We start from the raw sequence: 24,574 nt of genomic DNA, 5'->3' as shown, positions 1-24,574 counted from the left end.
TGATGCCATCGTTTCGGGCCAGAGCGAAAGGTCAGCACCTTCGTGATCCAGCCGTCGACCATGAACCAGACCTGTGCCGGGCCGCGTTGGCGTGCCGGGCCGTTCTGAGCGGCGGTCTCAGGACTTTTGATCGAAGGGATCCATGTGACGACCGGATACGGAACGCCGGGAGAAGGAACGGCCGGAGGCGATGATGAACTCGCCGCGTTCATCCGCGATCCGGACGGCGCCTGGATCGAAGCAAGGTCCGACGAGGAGCTCGCCGATCTCGCCGAGCGTCTCGGCGGGTATTCGGACCGGCTGTCCGCCACCGGAAGCGCCGCCGAGGCGCTGTCGGCCTCCGGCACGGCGCTCAGGATCTATCGCGCACTGCTCGGCCCGGGGCGACCGCCTCGGCCGTTCGTCCTCGCCGGCCACGCCCGTGCGGTAGCACGCCAGGCACGGCTCCTCACCGCGGCGGACCCTACGGACGAGATCCAGCGACTCACCGAACAGGCCGTCGCGATCCGGGAACGGGTCAAGGAGAGCGCGCACCGTCAGACCACGGTCGCCCGGCATCGGCTGGATCAGATGAGAGCGCGGCACGACGTCGTTCAGCGCTGGTCATGGCTTGAGAGCACCGTACGGAAGGCGAAGGAGGAGAGTGGGGCCGGTGCGCCGGCGATCGCGCGGCGGCTCGCCGCGCTGCCCGTTCCGTCTGACCCGCCGCAGGTCGATCTCTCCGCAGCCAACGAGTTCGGCCAGGTCACGGCCGATGCGGCCCGGTCGATCCTGCTGGCGTACACCGGAGACGGCGGCGAGGAACACGCCGGGCGGGCCGGCGACGTCCTCGGGCGGATCGCACCGGCGCTGGTGCTGGCGGGTCGCTACGTCGCCGAGGTCGAGGACGTCGATCTCGGCACGTACGTCGTCAGGTACGAGGAGGCGGCGCCGAGGCTGTGGAACTCCGGGGTGCCGGCCGGCTGTCCCGAACCGGCGGCGCGCGCGTGTCTGCTCAGCCTGGAACACCTGGCGGCGCGGAGTGAGAGCGCCCGCGAGCTGCTCGAGCTGTGCGCCTGCCTGGCCGCCGACGCGGACATTCCGCTGGACCGCCTGCTCGCGGCGGCGGAGCCGCTGCCCCCGGCACTGCGTGCGGCGACGGACAACGACCTCGCCGCGGCGATCGGCGTGGCGACCGGGCTCGGGCTGCTCTCCCGCACCGGTGCCGCCACCGTCCGCGTCGATCCGCTGGTGCGGGCGATGGTGTGCGGATCGCTCGGCGATCGCGGGGACGCACTGCGCGAGACCGCCGGGCTGCTCCTGCTCGCGGCCTTCCCGCGGACCGACCCCCTCCAGGGGGTCCAGGCCGGGGACGAGCCGGGAGCCACGGCGTTGGCTCCGCACATGGTGGCGCTCGTCGCCGCCCTCGGCGACACCGCCCCGCCGCTGAGCGCGATGCTCCTCGACGCGCTCGCCGCCCGCCACATCGCGCGCCGGGAGTTCGCGGAGGCCGAGCGGACCGCGGCGCGAGCACTCGCGATCAAGGAACGGGAGCTGCCGCCAGACTCCGACCAGGCCGTCTCGGCGCTCGACCTGCTCGCCCGGATCCGCTGGGAGCTCGGCGACGTCACCGGCCGACGGGCCGCCCTGGACCGCTCCCTCGCGATCCAGGAGGCCAGGCTCGGCGGTAACGCGAGCGCCATCGCGCACCTCCTGCGTGGACACGCGGACTCTCTCATCGAACTCGGCGACCAACAGGGGGCACGCGCGGCACTGGAACGTGCCCGGGCGCTGCTGGAGGACGCACCCGACATCCGCCCAGAGACGTACCTGAAGATCCTCGACCGGATGGGCGGCCTCCTGGCCGAGCTGGACGACCGTACGGAGGCCATCGCGGTGCACCGGCGGGCGCTCGCCGTCCGCGACCGCCTCTTCGGCCCGGACGACCCGGAACTCCTGGACACTCTGCTGCCGCTGGCCGGACTTCTGCGGGAGGAGGGCGACCTCGCCGGAGCGCGAACGGTGCTGGAACGCGCCCTGGCCGTCCACGAGGCGTCCTTCGCCCCGGATCGCCCACGGGAGGCGATCGGGCGCGGCCTGCTGGACGTCACCGCCGCGCTCGGCGAACGCCCGGCCGCCCGCGCCGTCGCCGGGCGGCTACTCGACCTCTACACACCTCACCTCGGCTTCGACCACTCCGACTTCGCGGGCATCACCACCGCGCTGGTCGACTCCCTGGTCAGGCAGGGCGACGACGACATGGCGGCGACGGCCCTGGAGCGCATCGCCGCGGCGAAGGAGTCCGGCTACGGCCCGAAGCACCCTGAGGTCTTCGCATCGCTGGCCCGGCTGGCCGAGGTCCAGCGCCGCCGAGGTGACCAGGCCGCGGTCGTCGCGGCCCTGGAACGGCTGGCCGAGGCCAAGGAGCAGCGCTACGGCGATCACGAGGCGGTGGCCGCCGTTCTGCTCGAACTCGGTGCGGCCAAGGCTTCGGCGGGCGATCTCGCCGCCGCGCTGCCGGTCCTCCAGCGCGCGCTCACGGTCACCACCCGGCTGCGCGGTCGCGGCCACCCGAAGACCGCCGGCTTCGCGGTCGAAATCGCGCTCGTCGTTCACCGCGCCGGGGATCTGGAGCGCGCGCGGACCCTGCTGGAGATGGCCGTCGGGCTCTGCGAGTCGGCCCACGGTCCCGACCACGCCGAGACACGGCGCGCCCGTGAGGCCCTCGCGGACGTGCTGGAACGGCTCGGCGACACCACGGCGGCCGGGGCCCCGAGCCCCTCACCGGCCCAGGTCCGGGATGCGGAGCACGTCCCCGTCACGGACGCACCGACCCGCGAGGACCCGACGGAACGAGTCGAGAGGACCGGCGGTGGGCCGCCCGCCGGCGGCCGGCTGACCCCGGAGGACCTCGACGGGCTCGAACCCGGCTGGGTGGATCCGATCTCCAGCGAGGACCTGCGGGGTTTCGCTCGCCGACTGCAGGCGCTGGCCGCCGAACTCGAACGAGCGGGCCAGGTCGAGCAGGCGTTGCGGGCGACGACAGAGGCGGTCAGGGCAGAACGCCTGGTGGTCGCGCGGATGACCGACGGCGACCTCCAGAACCCCCAGAGCTGGCTGGCGTTCGCCAAGCTGACGGGACACCGGATCCGTCTGCTCAGGGCCACCGGCCGCGTCCAGGAGGTCGTGCACGCCGAAGCGGAGATGAGGACGCTCCACCGGCGCGTCTCGTCCTGGCTGCCGCGCCTCCAGGAGGAACACGCGCGGCGGGCGAGGAGGAACTCGGAGATCCTGCGGGAGCGGGCGAAACTGGTCACGCGGTTGGTGGAGCAGCGCGAGCTCGCCGACCGCAGAATCGTCTCCGTCACCCGCCGCATGACCGGCATCCCGACGCCGGAGACGCGGAGCCTGCCACCGCGGAGCCCGGGTCGCCCCGCCCACGACGAGCGGATCGAGGCGGCGTTCCGTACCTCCCGCGTCGTGACGGCCACCAGGGACGCCGCCCTGACCTACGCGCGCACCGCCCCCCACTCCCTCATCGGGTGGATCGATGCCGGGTCGCGGATCACCCTGCTCAACGACCTGTCCCGGCTGGCCGAACGGATCGGAGTCCGGTCCACCCTCCCCGAGGTGGCCGCCGAACTGGCCCGCCGTCCGGACTGGCTGCTGGTCTTCGCCGACGCGTCATCGGAGGAGCTCGCACACTTCACCGCCCTCAGCACCGGTAACGTCCTGATCGCCACGACCGGCGACAGCGCCGAGGCTCCCGACGACGCGCTGAGCCGGCTCACCGACCCCGCAGGTATCGAACTCCTGCGGATCTGTGCCTTCCTCTCCCCCGCCGCCGACATTCCGCTCGACCGGCTGACCGCCCCGATCGACCTGCTGCCCGACGCGCTGAGCGCCGCGGCCGAGTCCGACCCGGGCCTCACCGGACCGCTCACCGAGCTGGCCCGGCTCGCCCTCCTGGCACGCGAGGGGACGGCCGCCCGCATCAGCCCGGCCGTCGCGGAGGCCGTCAAACGCGGCCTCACACCGGACGAGCTCCGGAACCGCCGCGAACAGGCCGCCATGCTGGTCCTGACCGGGTTGACCGGATCCCCGAATCGTGCCGCTCCGCTGGTGCCGCACGCGGCCGGGCTCGCCGATGAGACCGCCGCGAGCCATCCCATCCTGGCCATCATGCTTCTCGACCAGGTCGCCGCCCACCTCGTACGGCACAAGGAGCCCACCGCTGCGGCCGCCCTGCTGCGCCGGGCTCAGGGACTCCGCCGCGAGATCTACCCGTTCAAGGACCCCGAGACCACGAAGGCGGCCACACGCCTCGTCGCTCTGCTGCACGAGATCGGCGACCACGCCGCCGCCGCGGAAGAGATCGACCACCACGCGAAGACGCCGGACGGCGCGGTCTCCGAAGCGGCCGCGGAAGCCCTGCACGAAATGGCCGACCGCCTCCGCGGGAACGGTGACCGCTCCGCCGCCCAGAGCGTCGTGAAATGCGAGCTGGCCATCCGCGAAGAGCTCGGCCCCGACTCCGCCGAGGTCGCCGGCCTTCTCCGCGTCATGGCCACCGACTACCTGTGGCCGGCCGGAAGGAACGACGAGGCTGCGGCGGCGCTCGAACGATCAGTCCTGATCACCGAGACGCTCCACGGCCCGGACTCCCTCCAGGTCTATTACGTTCTGGGGGACCTCGCCCGGATCCTGACCGACGCGGGGGACGCGCACGCCGCCAAGCCGGTCCTGCGGCGCCGCCTCGCCATCATCGAAGCGATCCAAGGCCCCGGCGACATGGCCACCGAGCTCTGCCGCTCCCAGCTCGACGCCCTGGACAACTCCCCGGTGCCGCCGTCGTGACGGCACGACCCGGCCGCCTTGAGGCCGTGGAAGACGCGGGCCTGCGCGGCCATCCCTTCACCGTGCCCTCGGTACGGAAGTACGGCACGGCGCGGCCCGCCGCCCTCGCGTACGGCACGCTCCCACGACTAGCCATTTCTTAGGCACACGCGTAGACACTTCATCGGCACCCCTATGGGCACGCCAAAGACGTGCCGGTGTACAGGCATGAGTCAGCTTGACCTCCTGGTCTGAAATGGGCGAGATTACTGTTCGAAATCGCCAGGCGGAGGATCCCTTGAATGGTCTTGATCAGGTCGTCTCTGCTGTCCTGGGCCGGAACGGTCTAGCCGCAGCGGCGTAGTCATCTGGGTCAGCCGATCTGTTCGTAGTGGTCGGCACCATACTCGTGGACTTGGTCCTCCTGGTCTTCCTCCCGGTGTTGATACGGAATCGACGAGGACGGCAACGCCCGCAGGTGGACGGTCCATACGTCACGCCGCGTGCCCGGCAGGCCGCTCCGGTACCGGAACGCCCGACCGTCATCGCCTCGTAGACGCACTCTCCGACCGTGGCATCGCGGGAGCGGGTGCCGTCACTTTGTCCTCGGGCCGGTTCACGCCGCTGGAGGAGCTCGGCCGAGGTGGCATGGGTGTCGTGTGGCGGGCGATGGACAACGTACTCGGCCGGGAGGTGGCGATCAAGCAGCTGCTGTCACCGGTCAGGCTCTCCTCCGACGCGAGGGGCAAGTTGCGGGCGCGAATGCTCCGCGAGGCTCGGGCGGCCGCGCGGCTCGACCATCCGAACGCCGTGACCGTCCACGACGTGCTGGTGGACGACGATGCCATCCTCATCGTGATGGAGCTGGTCAGGGCACTTTCGCTTGACAAGCAGGTGGAACGTGAGGGTCCGCTGCCTCCCGGCCGGGTCGCCGCCATCGGCACGCCGTCGTCAGGACATCGAGCATGGTCAGACACAAGGCCTGCATCGTCCATCGCGACGTCAAGCCGGCGAACGTCCTCATCCGGCAAGACGGATCGGTCAAGCTCGCTGATTTTGGCATCGCCCGCTTCGAGGGTGATCCGACGCTGACCGAGGCGGGCGCCCTCATCGGCACGCCGGCCTTCATGGCTCCCGAGCAGATCCGCGGGCTGGAGAGCTCACCGGCCACCGATCTCTGGGGTCTCGGCATCACGCTCCTCTACGCGGTCGAAGAGCGGCCTGCCTTCGGCGGGCCGACACCGACGGCGGCAATGGCCGCCGTACTGACCGACCCACCACACAGCCCTGAGCGTGCGACGGCGCCACTCGGCCCGCTGCTCGTCAGCCTGCTCGCGCAGAGGCCTTAGGACAGACCGACTCCGGCGGTGCTGCGGTCCGAGCTGTCGCAGCTCACATCGACGCGGTAATGGATTCCAGTGCCCGCTGCGGTCAGCACGGCGATGCACCGTCCGGCCATATCCGCACAGGTCGCCGATCAGGTGACGGCATGTGCCCTCGATGATGCCGGTGGCGATGGGCCTGTAGGGCGCCAAACTGCGTCCACGGCCTCTGAACCGCAGTTTTCTGGATCAATCGGTGATCTTCACGCCGCCCGGTTGTACTCGTGGATCAGTCCGCCGAGGACCTTGCGACGTTGTATCCGGCCGTCGCCAGGTCAGTGACCGGGGTTGTGATGCCGTCGCTGCTGTCCGGTAGCCGTAGGTTCCTGCCCCAGTGCGAGCGATGCTGGTTATAGTGCACGACGTATTCCTCCAGGACCGCCCGCAGGTGCCGCGGCCCGGCGATCAACATTCGGTCGGTGACCTCGGACCGGACGGTACGCACCCAGCGTTCGGCATAGGCGTTCGCCTGCGGGCTGCGCGGCGGGATCTTCACCACCTCGATCCCGGCGCCGGCCAGCACCGCGTCAAACGCCTCGGCGAACTGGCCGGTCCTGCCCCGGATCAGAAACTTGAACCGGGCGGCACGCTTCCCAAATCCATCAGCAGGTTCCGTGCCTGCTGCACCGTCCACGCCCCGTCGGGTGGGCGGTCACGCCCAGGACATGGACGTGGCGGGTGCCGACCTCGATCACGAAGAACACGTCGATCCGACGCAAGGTCACCGCGCAGTCGACATGGAAGAAATCACACGCCAGCATCGTCGCGGCCTGGGCGCGCAGGAACTGCCGCCATGTCGAACGGTGCCGCTGGGGCGCGGGCGGGATCCGCAGGCGCCTCAGCACCCGCCGCACCGTAGAAGCACCCAGACCGAGCAACTCTCTGGATCCGCTTGTAGCCCCAACCCGGGTTCTCCCGCGCCAACTACTCGACCAGCGCCACGAGCTCGGCATCACTCGGCGGCCGTCCTACTTTGGCAGGATAGGTCCAGTGCCAGCGGACCAGCCGCCGATGCCACCGCAGCAGCGTCTCCGGCGTCACAAGCCGGCCCATCCGCGCCGACCTGGAGAGCACCGGGCCAAGGCGGACAGCACCATCCGATTCGCCAGTCCAGCCTCGGCCGGGGACTCTGCCGCCGCAGCACGGCGACTTCCTGGCGCAGCACCAGCAACTCGGCATCCTTCGACGCTGCCGAGCGCGCCAGCAGCGCCATCCAGCCGGCAGGCACACAAAGATCAGGTAGAGCATCCGTACTGTTACAAGCTCGCGATACTGCCACCCCTCGACCACACCGCAGGAAAACCCACAAGGTCAACCGCCTACGCCCTATTTTGGAACCCCACACCCTCCGAATCCCTCCCATCTGAGCCGGGAATACAACAAGGCGCCTCACGGCGCACTTTCAACACCCATCGTCCACACAGGGCTCTGAGCCAGGCCAGCCCGCTGCGGGTACTGCCTGATCCCGTCAACGCCGACATAAAGATCACACGACGTGACAGACTCGGCGGCCTTCTACACGAATACGCCCAGGTAGCATAGGTGTGGCCGAGTTACGGGCACCTACAATGATTGACACCACAAGGCAAACATGGCCGCGCGCTTAACCTCCATCGGTTCCAGCGTGACTCCACCGCCCCCAAGAAAACTATGACATCTACAAAATTGGGGCAACTTTAGTTCGTTCTTTCTCGTCGCTCGTTACTGCCAGCCGGTGACCCAGGCGTTGCATGGGCACCTCGACCATGCGCCAAACCGTCCAACTCGATACCAGCAGGACGGAAACGAAAAGAATAAGCAACGGTAGGCTCCCGTGACTGGGGCGATCAGGACCGTTGCCGAATGTCACTCGCATGACGGCGAGCAGTACCGGATGCAGCAGATATACCGAATAGCTCATCCGGCCGAGCAAGGTCAGCGATCGCGTGATGCGGCGCCGTCGCAGCGCCAGGCCCAGGCCGAACGTGACCGCTGCGGACACGATTGTTAGACACCAGGCGCGTTGCGCTTGCGTGTCCTGCCCGTAGACCCTCCAGACTCCGGTCGCCAGCGTGGCGGCTAGGACGACCCCGAGGGCTGACGCCATGGCACGCCGTCCGATCTGTGCACGCTCCACACGGTAAATCGCGGTGCCGGTGAACATAACGGCCAGGATGACCAGTCCTTCGCCCGGGCTGACCCGGCCGTTCAGCAGGACCAGGGCCAGGGCCAGAACGCCGCCCAGAACACCGCCAAAGACGTATCTTCTCGAAGCGAGGACGACCGTTCCGGCCATCGCGATCGCCGTAATGACGATCACCATGTCGCCATCCCATTCCCGGGACAACGCTGCCGTGGGGAGGATACCGCCGAGTAGTAAACCGGCGATCGAGAAGACAAGCGCGACCGTTATCGAGCGACGATGGATACCTAGCATGAACAGCGCCACGGTAAGCAGATAGAACGCCATCTCATAGGAAAGCGTCCACAGCACGTTCAGTATGCCGTGCACCGCGAGCAGGTCCTGCAGCATCGTCATATGAGCGACGACCGCGATGAGTCCACCAGGGCCTCCACGGCTGCGATAAATACCGGCCGACATCAATGCCGCTGCCACACTGCAGGCGAGGACCCAGAGAGGGTAGATGCGGACCAATCGGCTAATCCAGAACCTGCGAACGCTGCCGCTCCGTTCCAACGACGCGGGAATGATGTAACCGCTAACCAGGAAGAAGACCATGACGCCGTAAGTACCGGGATCAAACCATTGCAGCATCACCTCGCGCGCTCGTGGCATATAGTCGTACGAGGCATGATGAACGGCTACCATCAACGCCGCGATTCCCCGCAGCGCATCCAACCAGGCAAGCCGGGATACTTCCCGCATTTGCGTGACTGGCGGGTCGGTCCGCTGAGCCTCAGTATCTGCTGGAATGACCGCTGGGCGAGCCATAGAAGCGTTTCGCGGACCGTTAGATTTCTTGATCACAGGGCTTGCTTCCTGCATCCATGGGGCAGTCACATTAACGACCCCTCTATAAAATGTGACCCATAAGGCGTCTACCTCAAAATATCCAGCCATAAATAACTGCATGGGCAAACGAACCAAGTAGCCACCGAAGCCCCAGAAAGTCGATGAAAAGCCACCGATTACATCTTCTACGCTATACACATGACGGCATTGTGCAATGGCCGCAGACAGGTGACCGTCTGCCACCAAAGACACGTGCCGACGCGACAACAATTCGACGGCTCTACAGCCGCCCTCACCTTGACTTTTATGCGAGCACTTATTACAACCAAAAGAAAGATGGCATTTACCAGGAAGAGCATGTCAACGTCCAGCATTGCCGACAGTTGAGTGTACGCACATGGAAATCATGTGTGATGTGCGTCACATGATATCTGCTTCACGACGCTTCCCCAGCCGACTCAACAGCGGCTCTTCCAGGATTAACAGCTATTGTCGCCACGTAATGTACGCAATCCGCGACGCTTCGTATCTACCGTTCGACTCATTACCCAGCGCCGACCCATTGCTCGATGGTCGCCGAGGAGGTATCTCTCGATTAGGTCAGTGATGACCCAAGTCCAGTTTGGGTCATCACTGACATTGACAGGATAGCGTGCGCTTGCTATGTGCGCGCCCGGCAGGAAGGAATCCAGTGGAAAGAATGCTCGGGAGAGCGACAGGGGCTGCAGCCTTAATGGCCGCGACTCTCGCCTTTGCTGCGACGCCAGCCTTGGCCAGCTCCGGGGTGAAAGTCAGCGGCTGGTATGACAGCTGCAACGGGTCTAGTTCGCCCGGCTGCCTCTACTACAGCCCGAACGGCACCGGCGGAATCTACGTATCCAACAAGTACATCTCCAATCTCAGCGGAGAAGAGTTCGTCTACGGCGCCGGCGATGGCCTCCCTGTCCGGAACAACGCAGCCTCGATCGGGAATAACACCACGAACTGCGGATCGACGACGTGGGTCAACATCAATGCGGGCGGGGACTGGAACTGGACGCCCAGCGGCAGGGGCGGCAACCTAACCTCACCCGGCCTGCGCAACAACGAAGCATCCTTCGATCCCAAGGCTAGCTGCAGCTAAGGACTGGGCTCGGCCGGACAGCTGTGCTGTCCGGCCGAGGCCCGTCTGGCCCGGTGCCGACTCCGAGCTTGCGGGGAGATTACTAATGCTTTTCTCATTCACACGTCAAATGGCACTCGCGCTGGTGCTCGTCTCGACGGCGGCGTGCTCATCCAGTGGGAGCGGAGGAACGGCGAGTAGTGCGCCAGTACCGACACCTACGCCAGCGAGCATGGCTGAGCTCCATCTACCACTCGAGGCGTATCTCCTTGACTACGAACACAAAGGAAGACTGGAAGTAATACAAACTAGATTGCGAGACAATTGCGTAAAGGCGAAGGGTTTCACGCTTCCTTCATTGAGTGCTACTGGCGAACGTGCGGTAATTGAATATGTGAGAGTGTGGCGATACTATGACACTCGGCGGTATGCAATCAGTGATTTAGCGACAGCACGGGAGTATGGGTATCATCTTCCGGCATTTACTCATGGTTCTGCCGCCCCCATCCTCTTCAGCTCGCTAGACAAGCCGTTACAAAATGCAATCATGCAGTGCTCGGAAGAAGCGGAGAAGAAGATACTGCGGGAAAACCTTTCCGCCAGCCAGAAGCCGAACGAAATCGGCGATATCGCAACAGGACTCAAGGCACGGGATTTCAAGGAGTCACAGTCGGATCCTCAGGTGCTCGACGTGTTCGAAAAATGGTCGGCGTGCATGGCACAGAAGGGTTATCACTACGCGGAACCCCAGGATGCATCCAAAGACGGACGGTGGAAGGATTCCGGTCAGAGCACTGCGGAAGCGATCAAGGCAGAGGTCACCCCAGCAGAAATCCAGACCGCTATCGCCGAGGTTGAGTGTGTCCGAAAGACCAACATGCTCGGCATTTCTTTCGCGATCGAAGCGGAGTACGAGAAGAAGGATATCGAGAAAAACGCCGAGGCACTTAACAAGCTGAAGGCGCAGAACGATCAGGCCGCGAGGAACATCGATAGACTGTGGGCTCAGAGTGGATGAGCCAGAAGCCAAGACGCGAATGAGCCGACGGCGGCGGATGCTGCTGCAGGGAGTTGTCGCGGCTGCGATGGTCTCCATGGTCGGTCTGGTCGCTTCCGCTTGGGTACGCTCACCAGCCGAGCTGGCGGCCGAGGCAAAGCCTCCCACACCAACAGTCCTCACCGCCGCCGTCGTCTTCAAGAAGCTGACACGCAACACCATCTTCCGCGGAACATTCGCAGCGAGCGGAACCGTCAGTTTCACACCGAAGACCGCGCTCGCCCCAGATGGCGCCGCTGGCTCCAATACCTCCGGTGTCTCCGTCGTCACGGCGGTCAAGGTGAAGGTGGGGCAACAGGTCAAGGCGGGGAAGGTGCTGGCTGAGGTGGCATATCGCCCCGTCTTCGCCCTCCCCGGCAAGATACCTGCCATCCGAGACCTCGCGGAGGGCGATGTGGGGCGGGACGTTGCCGAACTCCAGCGTGGCCTCGCCACGCTGGGGTATGGCCGCGGCTCCGACCGGCTCGGAATCTTTGGCAGCGGTACCGCCTTCGCGGTCAGGAGGTTTTACGCGGCGATTGGCTACCCCGTGCCCACCCAGGCCAGCGGCACCAGGCCAGCGGACGCAAACGGCGGCTCGAACAATGACGCCAAGGCACCGTCCAAGGCGAGGATCGGTAACGAGAAGTCCTCTGGGACGAAGAAGGTGGTCATGATGCCCGCCTCCGAGGTGATGTACGTCCCCTCCCCGCAGGTGACTGTCACCCGCATGGCTGGCAGAGTCGGCGATAAGGCAGGAAGCCCCCTGATCACGCTGTCTACGAATGGCCTGCGGCTGCAGGGCCACCTGGATCCCGGGATGAAGGGTGCCGTCAAAGTCGGCCAGGCGGTCGAGGTGCTCGACGAGGCAAGTGGGAAGGCCCGCAAGGGCAAGATCGACAAGATCGGGCAGCTTGTGACACCAAGAACTGGTCAGGACGGCAGTACGGCGACCCACGGCGGCGATAAGGGAAATCAGTCCGGCGATGGGCAGTCGCCGCAGGCCGACGGGGGAACGCCGTACATTCCGGTGGACATCAGCCCGACCTCCGGGAATTGGGCTGTCAATCTTGCTGACCAAGACGTGCGGATCACCGCATACGCGGATGTCTCGGACGGCAAGGTACTGGCCGTGCCCGAAGGCGCCATCACCACTACGGCTAACGGAGCCGCCTCCGTAATGGTGGTCGGGCCTGGCGGGCTTCATCACCGCGTCGCGGTGACCCCCGGTGGTTCCGCCGACGGGCTGGTCGCGGTCAACCCAGCCACCAGCCAAGACCTCAGGGAAGGCGACCAAGTCGTGGTGGGGCGGTGACAGCGGCCATCACACTACACGGCATCACTCGGACCTTCCCCGGGCCGCCTCCGATCGAAGCGCTCCGCGGGATCGACCTGACCGTCCCGCGCGGCCGGTACCTCGCCATCATGGGGCCATCCGGTGCCGGAAAGTCCACGCTGATGAACGTGCTGGGCCTGCTGGACCGGCCCACTGACGGGGTTTATGAGCTGGACGGCGTCGACGTCGCCGGTATCGGAGAAGCCGAACGGTCGGCGGTGCGCGGCCAGCGGATCGGCTTCGTCTTCCAAGCCTTCCACCTGCTACCGCACCGCTCCGCGCTGGAGAATGTCATGCTGGCCCAGCTCTACAACCGGTCGCCACGGAGCAAACGAGCCATGCGGAGTCGTCGCGTGCTTGAGCTGGTAGGCCTCACGCACCGACTCCACGCTCTGCCGGCCACCATGTCCGGCGGAGAGCGCCAACGCGTGGCCATCGCCCGGGCGATGGTAAACGAGCCGAGCCTCTTGCTCTGCGACGAACCGACCGGCAACCTCGATTCGGCAACCGCCGACGCCGTGCTCGGTGTTCTCGCCGAGGTCCATACCTCTGGACAGACCATCGTCGTGATCACGCACGATCCTCAGGTCGCGGCTAGGGCCGAGCGGACGGTCGTCATCCGCGACGGATTGCTACACGCCAGTGAGCACGCGGAGGCCCCATGAGATTTCGCCTTTGCCGTGCGAGGCGTTTCGGATCCGGCGCGGAACCGTCCCACTTCGCCCTGTGGGACATAACGTCGGAGACACTAGCCGGCTTGACCCAGCGGCCCGGAAGGTCACTCCTCACCATGCTCGGAACCGTGCTCGGCGTCGGCGCGTTCGTCGCGGTCCTCGGACTTACATCAACCGCTTCCGGGCAAATCGGCCACAGGTTCACGGTCCTAGCGGCGACCACCGTGACCGTTACCCTGGCGGAAGATGAGAGCAACGTTGCCAGCTCTGATCATCTGCAGGGATTCCCCGCCGACGCCGACGCTCGGATCGAACGACTCAACGGGGTCGTCTCCGCTGGAGTTTGGTGGCCGATTACGAACAACGCCCAGCCTGTGATCTCCGCCGCCCCTGGGGTTTGGGCAGGGACGAGTGAGGACGCAGGCGGATCCGCCGGGCTCTACGCAGCTTCGCCAGGGCTGCTGCACTCGATCGACCCGACCGTCCGCGGCGTGCTCTTCAACGCCTTTCACGATGCTCGAGGCGAGCAGGTGTGTGTCCTGGGGGCCACCCTCGCCAAGCGGCTGGGCATCACGCAGATCGACACCCGACCTGCCGTGTTCGTCAACGATGTGGCGTACACCGTTGTCGGCATCATCAACGATGTCAAACAGGTCCCCGATCTGCTTACCGGCGTGACCATCCCAAGCCGGACCGCCGAGCACGTATACGGCCCGCCACCCGGCAACAGCCCCGCGAAGATGCTCATCCGCACCAATCTCGGCGCCGCACCACTGATCGCCAAGCAGGCACCGATCGCGCTCAGACCCGAACAGCCCCACGACTTCGTGGCCATCCCGCCGCCCGACCCGCACGAACTGCGCGACAACGTCGAAGTCGATCTGACTGGGCTCTTCCTCGTCTTGGCAGGGATCTGCCTCATCATCGGCATGGTTGGCATCGCCAATACGACGTTCGTGGCGGTACTGGAACGGACCGCGGAGATTGGCCTGCGCCGGGCGCTAGGCGCGCGAGCCCGGCACATCGCCGCCCAGTTCCTCGCCGAATCCACCGTGCTGGGACTGATAGGCGGGCTAGTCGGGACCGCCATCGCCGTGGCCACTGTTCTGATCGTCGCACTCACCAAGAATTGGACGGCCGTCCTTAACCCTGCCACCGTGATCCCGGCCCCCCTCATCGGAGCGGGTGTCGGCCTCCTCGCCGGCCTCTACCCCTCCGTGCGCGCGGCCCGAATCGAACCGCAGGAAGCCCTCCGTCGCTAAGGCTCGATCCACCGATAAATGTCGGTGATGGCCTTTCGGTCATTGTCCGATTTAGGTAATGGGACTGCCGGTCGCAGGCGGTTAGCGCTGATCGGCTGGTCTGTCCAGCTTTTCCACATGTTGGTGGGTGATCGGGCCCTGTCTGCGGGGGTGAATGGGGACAGGTCAGATGGTCTCGGGTGGGGTCAATGATCAACTCTCCCGGCCTACTGACAGGGGCACGATCTTTCATCAGGACTCAACGTCTAGGACTTAAAAGTGCTCACCCGTCTGCGGCTACCAGGAACCGAGTCTGCCGGATGGCGACTCGCCAACTCTCATTAAGATTACACTTACGGGATGCCTAGTTGTTGCTGTATTGCTGAACCTTAAACAAGCCGATCATCGCAGACCGCGAGGCGGCCCTTTTGTTTCTTCCACCACTTCGACCGGCATCCCCTGATGGATCGAAGCTTACCAATCTTGAAAGGATCGTTGGCAAACTAGAAATTGGTGCCATCTATGGACGAGGTTAAACCGTCTGATCGACATAATGTGGAATTGTTGTCCGCAGATACTCATCATGGAAAGTGTCGACTGGACCTTCACCCTGGACGAGAAGACGGGGAAACCACTGACTGCATTCCTGCCCGCCAACCTCGGCTACCGCCAGCGGTCCTCGACGCGTTCCTCGCCCCCTGGCTCGGCGAAATCGGACAAGCCGCCTTCTATCGCCAGTACAGCCAGATCAAGCAGGCGGATACGGTGGACTACGAGTAGCTGCTCGGCGAGATCACCATCCCGACGCGCTTGATCTGGGGCACGGAGGATCGGATCCTCCCTCCCTATTACGCGCGATAGCTGCACGACCGGATCCTGCACGCCGAGTTGCACTGGATCGAAGGCGCCGGCCACGTCCTGCAGGAGGACGCACCAGCACAGCTTCTTGCCCATCTCATGTCGACCTTCGGGTAGCCTGCCTGCCCCGCAGGAGGATCCCCTACGGAAACAGTACGGTGTGTCAGCAGGCGGCGAAGGTGGCGGGCAGAAACTTCATCGACCCTTGGGCTCCAGCAGCGTTGGAGCCCTCTGAAACTCCGGGTGCGCTGAGGCGTCCGGGATTGGTTCCACTTTCCCAATGGCGGCAAGAATCGACCAGCCGCGTGCCCGGCAGCGGGATCAGCACGACCGGCTCCACTCAGAGCTGGCCTTTCTTGACGAACCAGCGTCTCGTCGAGCAACTCCAAGAGCCGTAGGCAGTTCCGCATCTGCACCATACGAAGTGGCGACTAGGCCGAGTCGGTGAAAGCGCATTCACGCGTGGGGACGCTCGACCTGCCCGGCGTGCACGGTATGCCGAGGTCGCGCTATCGAGCCAGAAAGGTCAGGGATTCGTGGTCGAGGACCACTTCGCCTGCCGCAAGATTCTCTTCGAGGTGGGCGAGGTTGCGGGTGCCGGGGATGAGGGGTGGTTTGCGGGCTACGAGAGAGAAGCCAGGCCAGCCCGACCTGAGCAGGCGTCACCCTCAGCCGAACTGTCACCTCCTTCACTGCTGGCAGGTCGGTGACCCTCGGCAGGCCGACGATCCCCGACCCGAGTGGGAAATAGGGCACCCACGCAATGCCACGCTCGCGGCTCCCGGTAGCCGAGTTCGGCGAGGTGTTCGGCGACGAGACGACCACCGTGGGCGTCGTCGGCGAAGGCGCCGACGTGTTCCGCGGAAGAACGCGAAGCGAGCACGAACGGGATCTTGTGTTCCACGAGCCTTTGGAGGACGGCATCGTCCGCGCGCGCGTCGCACAGATGAGCCCGTCGACGCGGCGATCGAGAAGCTGCTCGACGCGGGCGTCGCGTTGGGCGGGGTCGTCGAGTGAGTTGGTCACGAACGCCGCATGGCCCCGTTCGGATGCCGCTTGGTCGATGCCCGCGAAGACGGTCGCGAGAACGAAGTCCTGCAGGCGGGGCACGATGACTCCGACGAGCAGCGAAGGCGCGGTCCGCAAGCTGGCGCCGTGCGGGTTGCGGCGGTAGCCGAGCTCCGTCGCGGTGCGCAGGATGCGCTCGACGGTATCCGCCCTCGCCATCGTTCGCGCTCGCCCGCGGGGCTGTTCAGCACGCGCGACACGGTAGAGGGCGGGTGGCCGGAAGACGTCAGTGGTTCTTGGAATCCGGATCGCCGCGGCCGCATCGCCCAGTGCCGTCGCGACGGCGAGTGGCCTCAACCTGGACGGCCGTCTGCTTCTCGCTGCCCATCCGAGGCTCCAGAGCCTGGGCAACGGTGCGCGCGATCAAGGCAGGTTCCTGTGGAAGCATCCGACCGCGCCAGCAGCGCGAGCCAACCGAGTACACGGAAGAAGATGGGATAGAAGAGTCGTAGCGCCACAAGACTCCTGTTCGTCGCAGACGTCGTCCGCCTGCCGTACAGGGAACGAGGCGGCCGGCATGGTGACAGCGCGGCGGGGCGGTGGCGCCGTTATGGTGCGCAGTCCGTAAGCAGCGCTCATCCGGGCACGGTCATCGCGTCACGGGCGGGGCGGCGCGGCGAAGTCCACCGCGCCCAGGCTGGCGGCGAGCTCGGCGGCGGCCTCCCGGATGCGGGCCGGCAGGCCGATGTCGTCCGGCTGGTCGGTCCAGCGGTCGAACGCGGTGCGGAAGATGGCGACACCGACCTGCGCGAGCAGCGTCGCCTCCGATGCGGCGGTGCCTCGGTCCCGCAAGGCGTCCGCCACCGCCTCGGTCGCGGCCGCGAACTTGGTCCGCCCCCGTTCCTGCAGTTCCGGGCTGGCCTGGACGACCGCGCGCCGTTGTACGGCTAGCGGGGCCTGGTCGGCCAGCCCGCCGGCGACGTCCACGAGACCGGTCAGGAGGGCCTCGAAGGGCGAGAGGGTGTCGTCGGCGTGCCGGATGGACCGGGCGAGGACGGCCGGAAGTTGTTCGGATCCGGCAAACAGGACGTCCCGCTTGTCGGTGAAGTAACGGGAGAACGTGCGCCGGGTCAGCCCGGCCCGCTCGGTGATCTGCGCGACGGTGACGTTCTCGTATCCATGCTCAAGGAACAGCTCCAGCGCCGCCTCGCGGAGGCGGTCTTCGGCACACGGGTCCCATCGCGGCATGGCCACCATCCTAGCGGTGATGTCTCAGTGAGACATCACCGCTGCTATGGTGATGACTCACTGAGACATCAGCGTTCGAGGCAGAGGAGTAGACGCCATGGCTCTTTCAGGTCAGCGCATCGTCATCATCGGCGGCAGCTCAGGAATGGGGCTGGCCACGGCCCGCGCCGCGGCGGCGGCCGGGGCGGCGGTCACGATCGCCTCAAGCGACCAGGGGCGCCTGAAGTCCGCACTCGCGCAGCTGCCGGATACCTGTGAGGGGGTGGTCGTCAACACCCGCGACGAGACGAGCGTCGCCGCACTGTTCGACCGCGTCGGCGAGCTCGACCACCTGGTTTACACGGCGGGTGACGCGGTGCGTCCACAGCCTCTGGCAGTCCTGCCGCTCGACGCCGCCCGGAAGCTGTTCGAGGTCCGCTTCTGGGGAACGGTCGCCGCGGTCAAGCACGCGGCAGGACGCGTCCGTGATGGGGGTTCGATCGTGCTGACGTCCGGGACGGTCGCCGTCCGCCCCGCACCCGGTACGGCGCTCGCGGCCGGTGCCGCCGCCGCCACAGAGGGCCTGACACGAGGGCTGGCCGCCGAGCTCGCCCCGATCCGCGTCAACGCGGTCCGGGCGGGAGCGATTCGCACGCCGCTGTGGGACCCGGTTCCGGAGCCGCAGCGTGCCGCGCTGTTCTCGACCCTCGCTGATCAGACGCTCACCAAGTCGATCGGGGAAGCGGACCAGATCGCCGCGGCGCACCTGTACCTGATGGAGAACCGCTTCGTCACCGGAACCATCCTCACCGTTGACGGAGGCGCCACCCTCGCCGGGAACTAGGCCTGTCTCGAAGTCCCCGTCCGTAGCGAGCGGCGTCCAGGCGGCGCGTCGCAAGGCGGAGGAGAGAGTCAGCCTGGTGTTGGCTGGCGACCGACGACAACGCGGCGAGGCGTCGCCTGGACGCCGCGCAGTAGGACAGCGGGGCTTTGAGACAGGCCCTAGCCCGCTCACCGTGCCGCCCAGGAAACCAGGGACGGCATGGTCGCGAGTTGAAGCCGTGCCTCACGAAACCAGCCCCGTGAGGCACGGCGACGGACCTTAAAGCGCCGAGCAGCGTGATGCGAGGCCGCGCATCCCTGTCCCTCTCCCGATCTTCGCGTGCGTACCCGCGAGTCCCCGGCTCGGGCTAAGGCAACTGCCGCGTGTGAGCGCCGTGTGCGCTCCGTGTGAGCGGTCCGCGTCAGCCTTTGCGTGGCTCAACGAACACGAGGGAGAGGAACACTGATGAACACAGACGGCTGGGTCCGGACCTGGGGCGCCTCGCCTCAGATGGCCCCGGGTGTGCTCGGCTCGCTCGAGACCTGTCCGGCCTTCACCGACGTGACGCTGCGCCAAGTGGTGCGCATCAGCGGCGGCGGGCGTCAGCTACGTATCCGCATGACCAACGAGTTCGGGACCACGCCCCTTGACATCGGCGCGGCGCACGTGGGCCTCGCGACGCCCGGCGGCGGGGTTCGGCCGGGCAGCGGCCGGGCGTTGACCTTCGCCGGCAGGCCGACGGCCACCGTCGCGACGGGCGCGCTGATCCTCAGCGATCCGGTTGACCTGCCCGTGCCCGCCCTCGCCCGGCTGTCCATCGACCTCTACCTGCCGCGACGCGTGGCGAGCTGCACCTGCCACGACCCGGCGCTGGATACCGGCTGGATGATCCCCGGGGACGTCGTGGCCGCACCCACCCTTCCCGAGAACGCCGGGTCGCTGCCGGTGCGGGCGCTGATCTCGGCGGTGGAGGTGCTTCCCGACTCCCCGGCCGAGGCCATCGTCGTGTTGGGCGACTCCCGAGTCGACGGGATCGGCTCGACCCCTGACGCCAACCAGAGCTGGCCGGACCTGCTCGCCGAGCGTCTCCTCGAGCGGGGCGGGGCCGCCGTCTACGTCTCCAACCAGGGCATCAGCGGTAATCGGATGCTGAACGACGGCCTCGGCACCTCCGCCCTGGCCCGGTTCGACCGCGACGTGCTGGCGACGCCGGGCCTCGCTCGCAACCGCCGGCCCTGGACCATCTCCAGGCGGTTCTGCGCCGTGTATCCGGCACTGACGTGACGCTGAGCGCCGTCCATCTCGCCTCAACCTTCACCGATCGGGCGAAGCAGACGACCACGTACCGGCAGGGGCGCGTCCTGCTCGCGGGCGACGCCGCCCACATCCACTCGCCCCTCGGAGCGCAGGGTCTCAACACCGGCATCGGCGACGCCGTGAACCTGGGCTGGAAGCTCGCGGCGACCGTGCACGGGTACGCCCCCGACGGGCTTCTCGACACCTACACCCGCGAGCGCCACCCGATCGGCGCCCGGGTGCTCGACTGGACGCGCGCCCAAACGGCGATCATGAAGCCGGACCCGCACGCCCAGGCGATCCAGAGCCTGGTTCGAGACCTGATCGGGACCCGTGACGGAACGACCTACATGTACGAACGAATATCGGGATCGTCGAACCGCTACGACCTCGGAAGCGAGCATCCACTGGTCGGCCGCGACGCTCCGGACTTCCATCTCGAGGACGGCACTCGCCTCGGCGAGCTGATGCGAGAGGGACGAGGCGTCACGCTCGACTTCAGCCCCGACCGGAGCCTACGCGGTTCAGCCATGAGCTGGGAGAGCCGGATTCGGTATGCGAGCGGGCAGGCCAGAAACGACCTCGGATCGGGTGCCGTGCTCGTCCGGCCGGACGGCATCGTCGCCTGGGTAGGTGATCGCACCACCCCTGATCGCAACGAATTCGAACGGGCCGCGAGCAATTGGTTCGGCAGTTCGGAGATCGAAAAACGAGCCGGTGTCAGATCCCCTGTCGGGCCTGGGTTCCTGATCGGCAGCAGATAGCACCGTTATCGCAGCGTCATGTCTCGCGGTCCGCGGAGTTGGACGGAGGTTGTTCCTGTGGGTGCCGAATATCGTGTCACAGGGGCTGATCTGGGGTTTCGCTGTGGTCGACGGCTCGGCTCCGGCAGGATCGCAGGATGGCATTGCGGTTGTTGTACTTGATCGCCTTACGGGTGTTCGGCTGGATCGCGCTGCTCGCCCGATCAAAGGCGTCGAAAGACGCAGAGATCTTGGTGTTGCGTCATCAGCTCGCGGTGCTCCGCCGCCAAGTCGCCACTCCCAGGCCATCGTGGGCCGACCGGGCGATCATCTCCGCGCTCGCGCGACTGCTCCCGCGACGCCGCCGACACCACCTGTTCATCACCCCGCGGACGCTCCTACGATGGCACGCCGACCTGGTGAAACGACGCTGGACCTATCCCAAGCGCGGGCCGGGACGACCACCGATCCGACCCACCATCCGAGCGCTGGTGCTGCGCCTGGCCGCCGAGAACCCGGACTGGGGATACCGGCACATCGCCGGACAGATCGCCGGCTTGGGCCGGAAAGTGTCTCCGGCCACCGTGTGGGCGATCTTGAAGAAGGCCGGGTTCGATCCAGCGCCCCGACACAGCGGTCCGACCTGGGCTCAGTTCCTCAAAGCCCAAGCATCCGGGATCTTGGCCTGCGACTTCTTCAGCACCGAGACGGTCATGCTCACGCGACTGTACTGCTTCGCCCTCGTGGAGCACGCCACACGACGGGTCCACGTACTCGGTATCACGACGAACCCGATCGCCCAAGGATGAACGCGATCATGGAACGGTGGGTGGGCAGCGTACGCCGCGAGATTCTCGACCGGATCCTCATCATGAACGAACGCCACCTGCGCAAGGTCCTCGCCGAGTACGAAACCCATTTCAATGAAAACCGTCCACACCGGGCTTTGAACCAGGCCAGCCCGCTTCGGTCGTTACCCGATCCCGTCGACGCCGACATCAAGGTCACACGACGAGACCGACTCGGCGGCCTCCTCCGCGAATACGCCCAGGTCGCATGAGGTGACACGATATTCGGCACCTACACCACCGCCGCCTCGCCGACCAGGCGCGAGCCGGCACCCCCGCCGAACGGACGTGAACACCGCGCCTTCCGGCCGTACGGAACGCGTGGCCCGGGCGCGGACCATGAGGGAGACGTCCGGGTGGTCCGGCCTCTGACAGGAGCCACACGGATGACGCAGGTGTCCCGGGCCGCGCCGGTTCTCCTCGCCCCCCTCCTCTGCCTCACCGCCTGCGCGAAGGCCGGGCGGACCGGCCGTCCGGCGGCACCTGGATCTCCGCGCCGGTCGCGGCCCGGACGGCTGCGGGCGTGATGCCGGGGGCGCACTCGACGAGGGTGAGCTTGCCGGGAGTCACGTCGATGACGCCGAGGTCGGTGATGATCCGGTCGACGCAGGCCGTGCCGGTGAGCGGGAGCGTACAGGTCTCCACGACCTTGGGTGCGCCCGACCGGGCGCGGTGTTCCATCACGACGATGACCCGCCGGGCGCCGTGCACCAGGTCCATCGCGCCGCCCATGCCCTTGACCATCGAACCGGGGATCATCCAGTTCGCCAGGTCGCCACGGGCCGACACCTGCATGCCGCCGAGGACGGCCACGTCGATGTGGCCGCCGCGGATCATCCCGAAGGACAGCGCCGAGTCGAAGAAGGAGGCGCCTGGCACGGCGGTCACGGTCTCCTTGCCCGCGTTGATCAGATCCGCGTCGACCTCGTCCTCGGCAGGGTACGGCCCGAGACCGAGCAGGCCGTTCTCCGACTGGAGCGTGACCCGGACGCCGGGCGGGAGATGGTCCGGCACCCGGGTGGGCAGCCCGATGCCGAGGTTGACGTAGTCGCCGTCGCGCAGTTCGGCGGCGGCGCGTGCCGCCATCTGGTCCCTCGTCCAGCCGGTCATCGGCGCACCGTCCGCTTCTCGATTCGCTTGTCGGCCGCCTGGGCCGGGGTCAGCGCGACGACGCGGTCGACGAAGACGCCGGGCAGGTGCACGTCGGCCGGGTCGAGGACGTCCACGAGGTGTTCGGCCTCGACGACGGTGATCCGCCCCGCCATCGCGCACAGCGGGTTGAAGTTGCGCGCCGTCGCGGCGAACCTCAGGTTGCCGTGCCGGTCGGCGACCGCGGCGTGCACCAGCGCGTAGTCGCAGGTGATCGCCTCCTCCAGAACGTAACGCCGGCCGCCGAACACACGCGTCTCCTTGGCGGGCGAGGCCACCTGGACGTCGCCCGCCGCGTCGTACCGCCAGGGCAGCCCGCCGTCCGCGACCTGCGTGCCGACGCCCGCCGGGGTGTAGAAGGCGGGGATGCCGGTGCCACCGGCGCGCAGCCGTTCGGCGAGCGTCCCCTGCGGGTTCAGTTCGAGTTCGATCTCGCCGCCGAGGTACCGGCGCTCGAACTCCTTGTTTTCCCCCACATACGAACTGATCGCGCGGGCGATCCGGCCGGCGGCGAGCAGCAGCCCGAGACCCGCGCCGTCCACGCCGCAGTTGTTGGACACCACGGTCAGCCCGCTCGCCCCCTGCGCCAGCAGGGTCTCCAGCAGGACCCCCGGAATGCCGCACAGGCCGAATCCACCGACGGCGAGTGAGGCGCCGTCGGCGATGTCCGCGACGCTCTCCTCGGCCGAGCAGACGGTCACGGCGCTCACGCCATCGCCTCCTTCGCCCATGCGACGGCCTCGTCCCAGCCGCCGCGCTCGGCCAGCCGGCGGCGGCCGAGGCCGAGCAGGCGCGGAGCGTCGACGGTGAGCACGGCCTCCAGCCGCTCGGCCCGCCCGAACAGCGCCAGCGTGCGGTTCCCGTTCTGCGCCGTCCACACCGTCGAGTCCGGCGACGCGTGCCCGCAGAACTGGACCTTGTGCTCGAACAGGTCGGACCAGAAGTACGGCGGGGTGGCCCAGCCCTGGCTGTCACCGGTCGCGATGGCCCGGGCGACCAGGGCCGCCTGGTCGCGCGCGCTGGTCCACTGCTCGACGCGCTGGTGCCGGCCGGTCAGCTCGTTGCGCCAGCGGGCGACGTCGCCGACCGCCCAGATCCCGGGCACCGACGTACGGCCGTGGGCGTCGCAGACCACTCCGTCGCTCACCTCGACGCCGCTGCCGGAGAGCCAGCCGGTGTTCGGCACCGCTCCGGCGCCGACCACCACGAGGTCCGCCGGGACCACCGAGCCGTCCTCCAGCCGTATCCCCTCCGGGCATGTCTCGGCCACGGCGGCCCCGAACCGCAGGTCGGTGCCCCGCACCAGGTGCGGCCGGACGCACAGCGCACCGGCCCGCGGGCCGAGCACACGCGCCAGCGGACCCGGTTCGCGCTCCAGGACGGTGACCTGCCAGCCGCGGTCGACCGCCGCGGCGGCCACCTCCAGCCCGATGAAGCCGGCGCCGAGCACCACCAGCCTGCCGGAGCCGCCCAGCGCCGCCCGGAGCCGGCGCGCGTCGTCGTGGTCGCGCAAATAGTGGACGCCGGGACCGTCGACACCCGGCAGGCGCCGGGCCCGCGCCCCGGTGGCGACCACCAGGTGATCCGCGGTGACGAGGTCGTTCTCGTCGAGCACCACGCCGTGCGGGTCGGTGACGAGGCCGGTCGCACGGTGGCCGAGAGACAGCCCGACGTCGTTGGCCTCGTACCAGGACCGTGGGCGCAGCGGCGGTGGATCGTCCGGCGCGTCCGCCCGGAGCAGCGCCTTGGACAGCGGCGGCCGGTCGTAGGGCAGCCGGCCTTCGGCGCCGAACAGCCGGATCGGGCCGGAGTAGCCGTGCTCGCGCAGGCTCTCGGCCACGCTCACCCCGGCCACCGACGCGCCCACGATGATCACACCCCGCACGGCTCAGTCCTCCACGCTGATCGCGGCGACCGGGCAGGCGCGCGCCGCCTCGCGAATCTCGCCGGGGTCCCCCTCCGTGCGGAGGAGCACCACCTTTCCGGTGACGTCGTCGATGTCGAAGACGTCCGGTGCCGCGGCGACGCAGTTCGCGTATCCCTGGCAGCGGGCCGGATCAACCGTGATCTTCATTGTCATGCC

General features: G+C 67.3%; 24 protein-coding genes and 1 pseudogene. 14 read left to right on the top strand and 11 right to left on the bottom strand.

The genetic code is table 11. The features are described from left to right. Positions 1-144 precede the first annotated feature (144 nt). From QSK37_RS37440 to QSK37_RS37430, 4 genes and pseudogenes are all read left to right on the top strand, one after another. Positions 145-4,836, top strand: coding sequence for a tetratricopeptide repeat protein (locus QSK37_RS37440; RefSeq protein ID WP_285630440.1), 4,692 nt, complete (start codon positions 145-147; stop codon positions 4,834-4,836). Further along, positions 4,833-4,979: a hypothetical protein gene (locus tag QSK37_RS37435; RefSeq protein WP_285630438.1), complete on the top strand. Its 147-nt coding sequence runs from the start codon at positions 4,833-4,835 to the stop codon at positions 4,977-4,979. The genes QSK37_RS37440 and QSK37_RS37435 overlap by 4 nt, the downstream gene beginning before the upstream one ends. A 436-nt stretch (positions 4,980-5,415) precedes the next feature. Next, positions 5,416-5,733 (top strand): annotated as a pseudogene (locus QSK37_RS51895) (protein kinase domain-containing protein); the annotation flags it as partial. A 47-nt stretch (positions 5,734-5,780) separates the two neighbouring features. Then, on the top strand, positions 5,781-6,164 hold the full coding sequence (locus QSK37_RS37430; protein ID WP_285630436.1) for a protein kinase domain-containing protein: 384 nt from the start codon (positions 5,781-5,783) through the stop codon (positions 6,162-6,164). Positions 6,165-6,426: 262 nt separating this feature from the next. On the opposite strand, the gene QSK37_RS37425 is transcribed toward QSK37_RS37430, so the two are convergent. From QSK37_RS37425 to QSK37_RS37410, 4 genes are all read right to left on the bottom strand, one after another. Beyond that, a complete protein-coding gene (locus QSK37_RS37425) occupies positions 6,427-6,831 on the bottom strand; it encodes an integrase core domain-containing protein (RefSeq protein ID WP_285630434.1) in 405 nt (134 codons plus the stop codon). Next, positions 6,800-7,042, bottom strand: coding sequence for a hypothetical protein (locus tag QSK37_RS37420; protein ID WP_285630432.1), 243 nt, complete (start codon positions 7,040-7,042; stop codon positions 6,800-6,802). Before QSK37_RS37420 ends, QSK37_RS37425 begins: the two co-directional genes overlap by 32 nt. A gap of 79 nt (positions 7,043-7,121) precedes the next feature. Beyond that, complete coding sequence (locus QSK37_RS37415) at positions 7,122-7,250, bottom strand: hypothetical protein (protein WP_285630430.1); 129 nt, start codon at positions 7,248-7,250, stop codon at positions 7,122-7,124. A gap of 604 nt (positions 7,251-7,854) precedes the next feature. Continuing rightward, a complete protein-coding gene (locus QSK37_RS37410; RefSeq protein WP_285630428.1) occupies positions 7,855-9,063 on the bottom strand; it encodes an acyltransferase family protein in 1,209 nt (402 codons plus the stop codon). An 820-nt stretch (positions 9,064-9,883) separates the two neighbouring features. Here QSK37_RS37410 and QSK37_RS37405 point away from each other — a divergent pair. From QSK37_RS37405 to QSK37_RS37385, 5 genes are all read left to right on the top strand, one after another. Further along, positions 9,884-10,273, top strand: a complete 390-nt coding sequence (locus QSK37_RS37405; RefSeq protein ID WP_285630426.1) for a hypothetical protein — start codon at positions 9,884-9,886, stop codon at positions 10,271-10,273. A gap of 526 nt (positions 10,274-10,799) precedes the next feature. Then, on the top strand, positions 10,800-11,270 hold the full coding sequence (locus QSK37_RS37400) for a hypothetical protein (protein ID WP_285630424.1): 471 nt from the start codon (positions 10,800-10,802) through the stop codon (positions 11,268-11,270). 37 nt (positions 11,271-11,307) lie between these two features. Then, positions 11,308-12,603, top strand: a complete 1,296-nt coding sequence (locus QSK37_RS37395; protein WP_285630422.1) for an efflux RND transporter periplasmic adaptor subunit — start codon at positions 11,308-11,310, stop codon at positions 12,601-12,603. Further along, on the top strand, positions 12,600-13,289 hold the full coding sequence (locus tag QSK37_RS37390) for an ABC transporter ATP-binding protein (RefSeq protein ID WP_285630420.1): 690 nt from the start codon (positions 12,600-12,602) through the stop codon (positions 13,287-13,289). The genes QSK37_RS37395 and QSK37_RS37390 overlap by 4 nt, the downstream gene beginning before the upstream one ends. Positions 13,290-13,414: 125 nt before the next feature. Then, positions 13,415-14,560 carry an ABC transporter permease gene (locus QSK37_RS37385; protein WP_285630418.1) on the top strand — a complete coding sequence of 382 codons (1,146 nt, stop codon included), beginning with the start codon at positions 13,415-13,417 and terminating at the stop codon, positions 14,558-14,560. Positions 14,561-15,202: 642 nt separating this feature from the next. Here the strand turns inward: QSK37_RS37385 and QSK37_RS37380 are convergent. From QSK37_RS37380 to QSK37_RS37375, 3 genes are all read right to left on the bottom strand, one after another. Next, on the bottom strand, positions 15,203-15,493 hold the full coding sequence (locus QSK37_RS37380) for a hypothetical protein (protein ID WP_285630416.1): 291 nt from the start codon (positions 15,491-15,493) through the stop codon (positions 15,203-15,205). A 360-nt stretch (positions 15,494-15,853) separates the two neighbouring features. Further along, positions 15,854-16,624, bottom strand: coding sequence for a LacI family DNA-binding transcriptional regulator (locus QSK37_RS51890; RefSeq protein ID WP_432705636.1), 771 nt, complete (start codon positions 16,622-16,624; stop codon positions 15,854-15,856). Between the two features lie 438 nt (positions 16,625-17,062). Continuing rightward, positions 17,063-17,653 carry a TetR/AcrR family transcriptional regulator gene (locus QSK37_RS37375; RefSeq protein ID WP_285630414.1) on the bottom strand — a complete coding sequence of 197 codons (591 nt, stop codon included), beginning with the start codon at positions 17,651-17,653 and terminating at the stop codon, positions 17,063-17,065. 97 nt (positions 17,654-17,750) lie between these two features. Between QSK37_RS37375 and QSK37_RS37370 the strand changes: the two genes are divergently transcribed. The 5 genes from QSK37_RS37370 (at position 17,751) to QSK37_RS37350 (ending at position 21,554) form a co-directional block, all read left to right on the top strand. Then, complete coding sequence (locus QSK37_RS37370; protein ID WP_285630412.1) at positions 17,751-18,476, top strand: SDR family oxidoreductase; 726 nt, start codon at positions 17,751-17,753, stop codon at positions 18,474-18,476. 444 nt (positions 18,477-18,920) lie between these two features. Beyond that, positions 18,921-19,739, top strand: coding sequence for an SGNH/GDSL hydrolase family protein (locus QSK37_RS37365; RefSeq protein WP_285630410.1), 819 nt, complete (start codon positions 18,921-18,923; stop codon positions 19,737-19,739). Next, positions 19,691-20,515: an FAD-dependent monooxygenase gene (locus tag QSK37_RS37360; protein WP_349498023.1), complete on the top strand. Its 825-nt coding sequence runs from the start codon at positions 19,691-19,693 to the stop codon at positions 20,513-20,515. Before QSK37_RS37365 ends, QSK37_RS37360 begins: the two co-directional genes overlap by 49 nt. A gap of 137 nt (positions 20,516-20,652) precedes the next feature. Then, positions 20,653-21,303 (top strand): helix-turn-helix domain-containing protein, encoded by a 651-nt coding sequence (locus tag QSK37_RS37355; protein ID WP_285630408.1) that lies wholly within the window; start codon positions 20,653-20,655, stop codon positions 21,301-21,303. After that, a complete protein-coding gene (locus tag QSK37_RS37350) occupies positions 21,300-21,554 on the top strand; it encodes an integrase core domain-containing protein (RefSeq protein WP_285630406.1) in 255 nt (84 codons plus the stop codon). The genes QSK37_RS37355 and QSK37_RS37350 overlap by 4 nt, the downstream gene beginning before the upstream one ends. A 226-nt stretch (positions 21,555-21,780) precedes the next feature. Here the strand turns inward: QSK37_RS37350 and QSK37_RS37345 are convergent, their stop codons facing one another. The 4 genes from QSK37_RS37345 to QSK37_RS37330 are packed head-to-tail and all read right to left on the bottom strand — an operon-like array spanning position 21,781 to position 24,565. After that, a complete protein-coding gene (locus QSK37_RS37345) occupies positions 21,781-22,452 on the bottom strand; it encodes a CoA transferase subunit B (RefSeq protein WP_285630404.1) in 672 nt (223 codons plus the stop codon). Next, positions 22,449-23,201 carry a CoA transferase subunit A gene (locus QSK37_RS37340; RefSeq protein ID WP_285630402.1) on the bottom strand — a complete coding sequence of 251 codons (753 nt, stop codon included), beginning with the start codon at positions 23,199-23,201 and terminating at the stop codon, positions 22,449-22,451. The genes QSK37_RS37345 and QSK37_RS37340 overlap by 4 nt, the downstream gene beginning before the upstream one ends. Continuing rightward, the gene (locus tag QSK37_RS37335; protein WP_285630400.1) at positions 23,198-24,376 is read right to left on the bottom strand and encodes an NAD(P)/FAD-dependent oxidoreductase; all 1,179 of its coding nucleotides are present in this window, start codon (positions 24,374-24,376) and stop codon (positions 23,198-23,200) included. The genes QSK37_RS37340 and QSK37_RS37335 overlap by 4 nt, the downstream gene beginning before the upstream one ends. Positions 24,377-24,379: 3 nt before the next feature. Next, positions 24,380-24,565 (bottom strand): ferredoxin, encoded by a 186-nt coding sequence (locus QSK37_RS37330; protein WP_285630398.1) that lies wholly within the window; start codon positions 24,563-24,565, stop codon positions 24,380-24,382. Positions 24,566-24,574 lie beyond the last annotated feature (9 nt).

Source organism: Actinoallomurus iriomotensis (assembly GCF_030269445.1).
In the GTDB taxonomy this organism is placed as follows: domain Bacteria; phylum Actinomycetota; class Actinomycetes; order Streptosporangiales; family Streptosporangiaceae; genus Actinoallomurus; species Actinoallomurus iriomotensis.
Note: the sequence above shows the minus strand (reverse complement) of the source record. Positions and strands in the feature narration are given on the sequence as shown.

Bases quoted from the DNA above. Each gene is read 5' to 3' on its own strand.
- QSK37_RS37395 (WP_285630422.1), top strand. From the start codon at position 11,308: ATGCTGCTGCAGGGAGTTGTCGCGGCTGCGATGGTCTCCATGGTCGGT.
- QSK37_RS37345 (WP_285630404.1), bottom strand. From the start codon at position 22,452: ATGACCGGCTGGACGAGGGACCAGATGGCGGCACGCGCCGCCGCCGAA.
- QSK37_RS37410 (WP_285630428.1), bottom strand. From the start codon at position 9,063: ATGCGGGAAGTATCCCGGCTTGCCTGGTTGGATGCGCTGCGGGGAATC.
- QSK37_RS37400 (WP_285630424.1), top strand. From the start codon at position 10,800: ATGCAGTGCTCGGAAGAAGCGGAGAAGAAGATACTGCGGGAAAACCTT.
- QSK37_RS37415 (WP_285630430.1), bottom strand. From the start codon at position 7,250: ATGGGCCGGCTTGTGACGCCGGAGACGCTGCTGCGGTGGCATCGGCGG.
- QSK37_RS37365 (WP_285630410.1), top strand. From the start codon at position 18,921: ATGAACACAGACGGCTGGGTCCGGACCTGGGGCGCCTCGCCTCAGATG.
- QSK37_RS37355 (WP_285630408.1), top strand. From the start codon at position 20,653: ATGGCATTGCGGTTGTTGTACTTGATCGCCTTACGGGTGTTCGGCTGG.
- QSK37_RS51890 (WP_432705636.1), bottom strand. From the start codon at position 16,624: ATGGCGAGGGCGGATACCGTCGAGCGCATCCTGCGCACCGCGACGGAG.
- QSK37_RS37330 (WP_285630398.1), bottom strand. From the start codon at position 24,565: ATGAAGATCACGGTTGATCCGGCCCGCTGCCAGGGATACGCGAACTGC.
- QSK37_RS37375 (WP_285630414.1), bottom strand. From the start codon at position 17,653: ATGCCGCGATGGGACCCGTGTGCCGAAGACCGCCTCCGCGAGGCGGCG.
- QSK37_RS37380 (WP_285630416.1), bottom strand. From the start codon at position 15,493: ATGGGCAAGAAGCTGTGCTGGTGCGTCCTCCTGCAGGACGTGGCCGGC.
- QSK37_RS37405 (WP_285630426.1), top strand. From the start codon at position 9,884: ATGGCCGCGACTCTCGCCTTTGCTGCGACGCCAGCCTTGGCCAGCTCC.
- QSK37_RS37350 (WP_285630406.1), top strand. From the start codon at position 21,300: ATGAACGCGATCATGGAACGGTGGGTGGGCAGCGTACGCCGCGAGATT.
- QSK37_RS37430 (WP_285630436.1), top strand. From the start codon at position 5,781: ATGGTCAGACACAAGGCCTGCATCGTCCATCGCGACGTCAAGCCGGCG.
- QSK37_RS37385 (WP_285630418.1), top strand. From the start codon at position 13,415: ATGCTCGGAACCGTGCTCGGCGTCGGCGCGTTCGTCGCGGTCCTCGGA.
- QSK37_RS37370 (WP_285630412.1), top strand. From the start codon at position 17,751: ATGGCTCTTTCAGGTCAGCGCATCGTCATCATCGGCGGCAGCTCAGGA.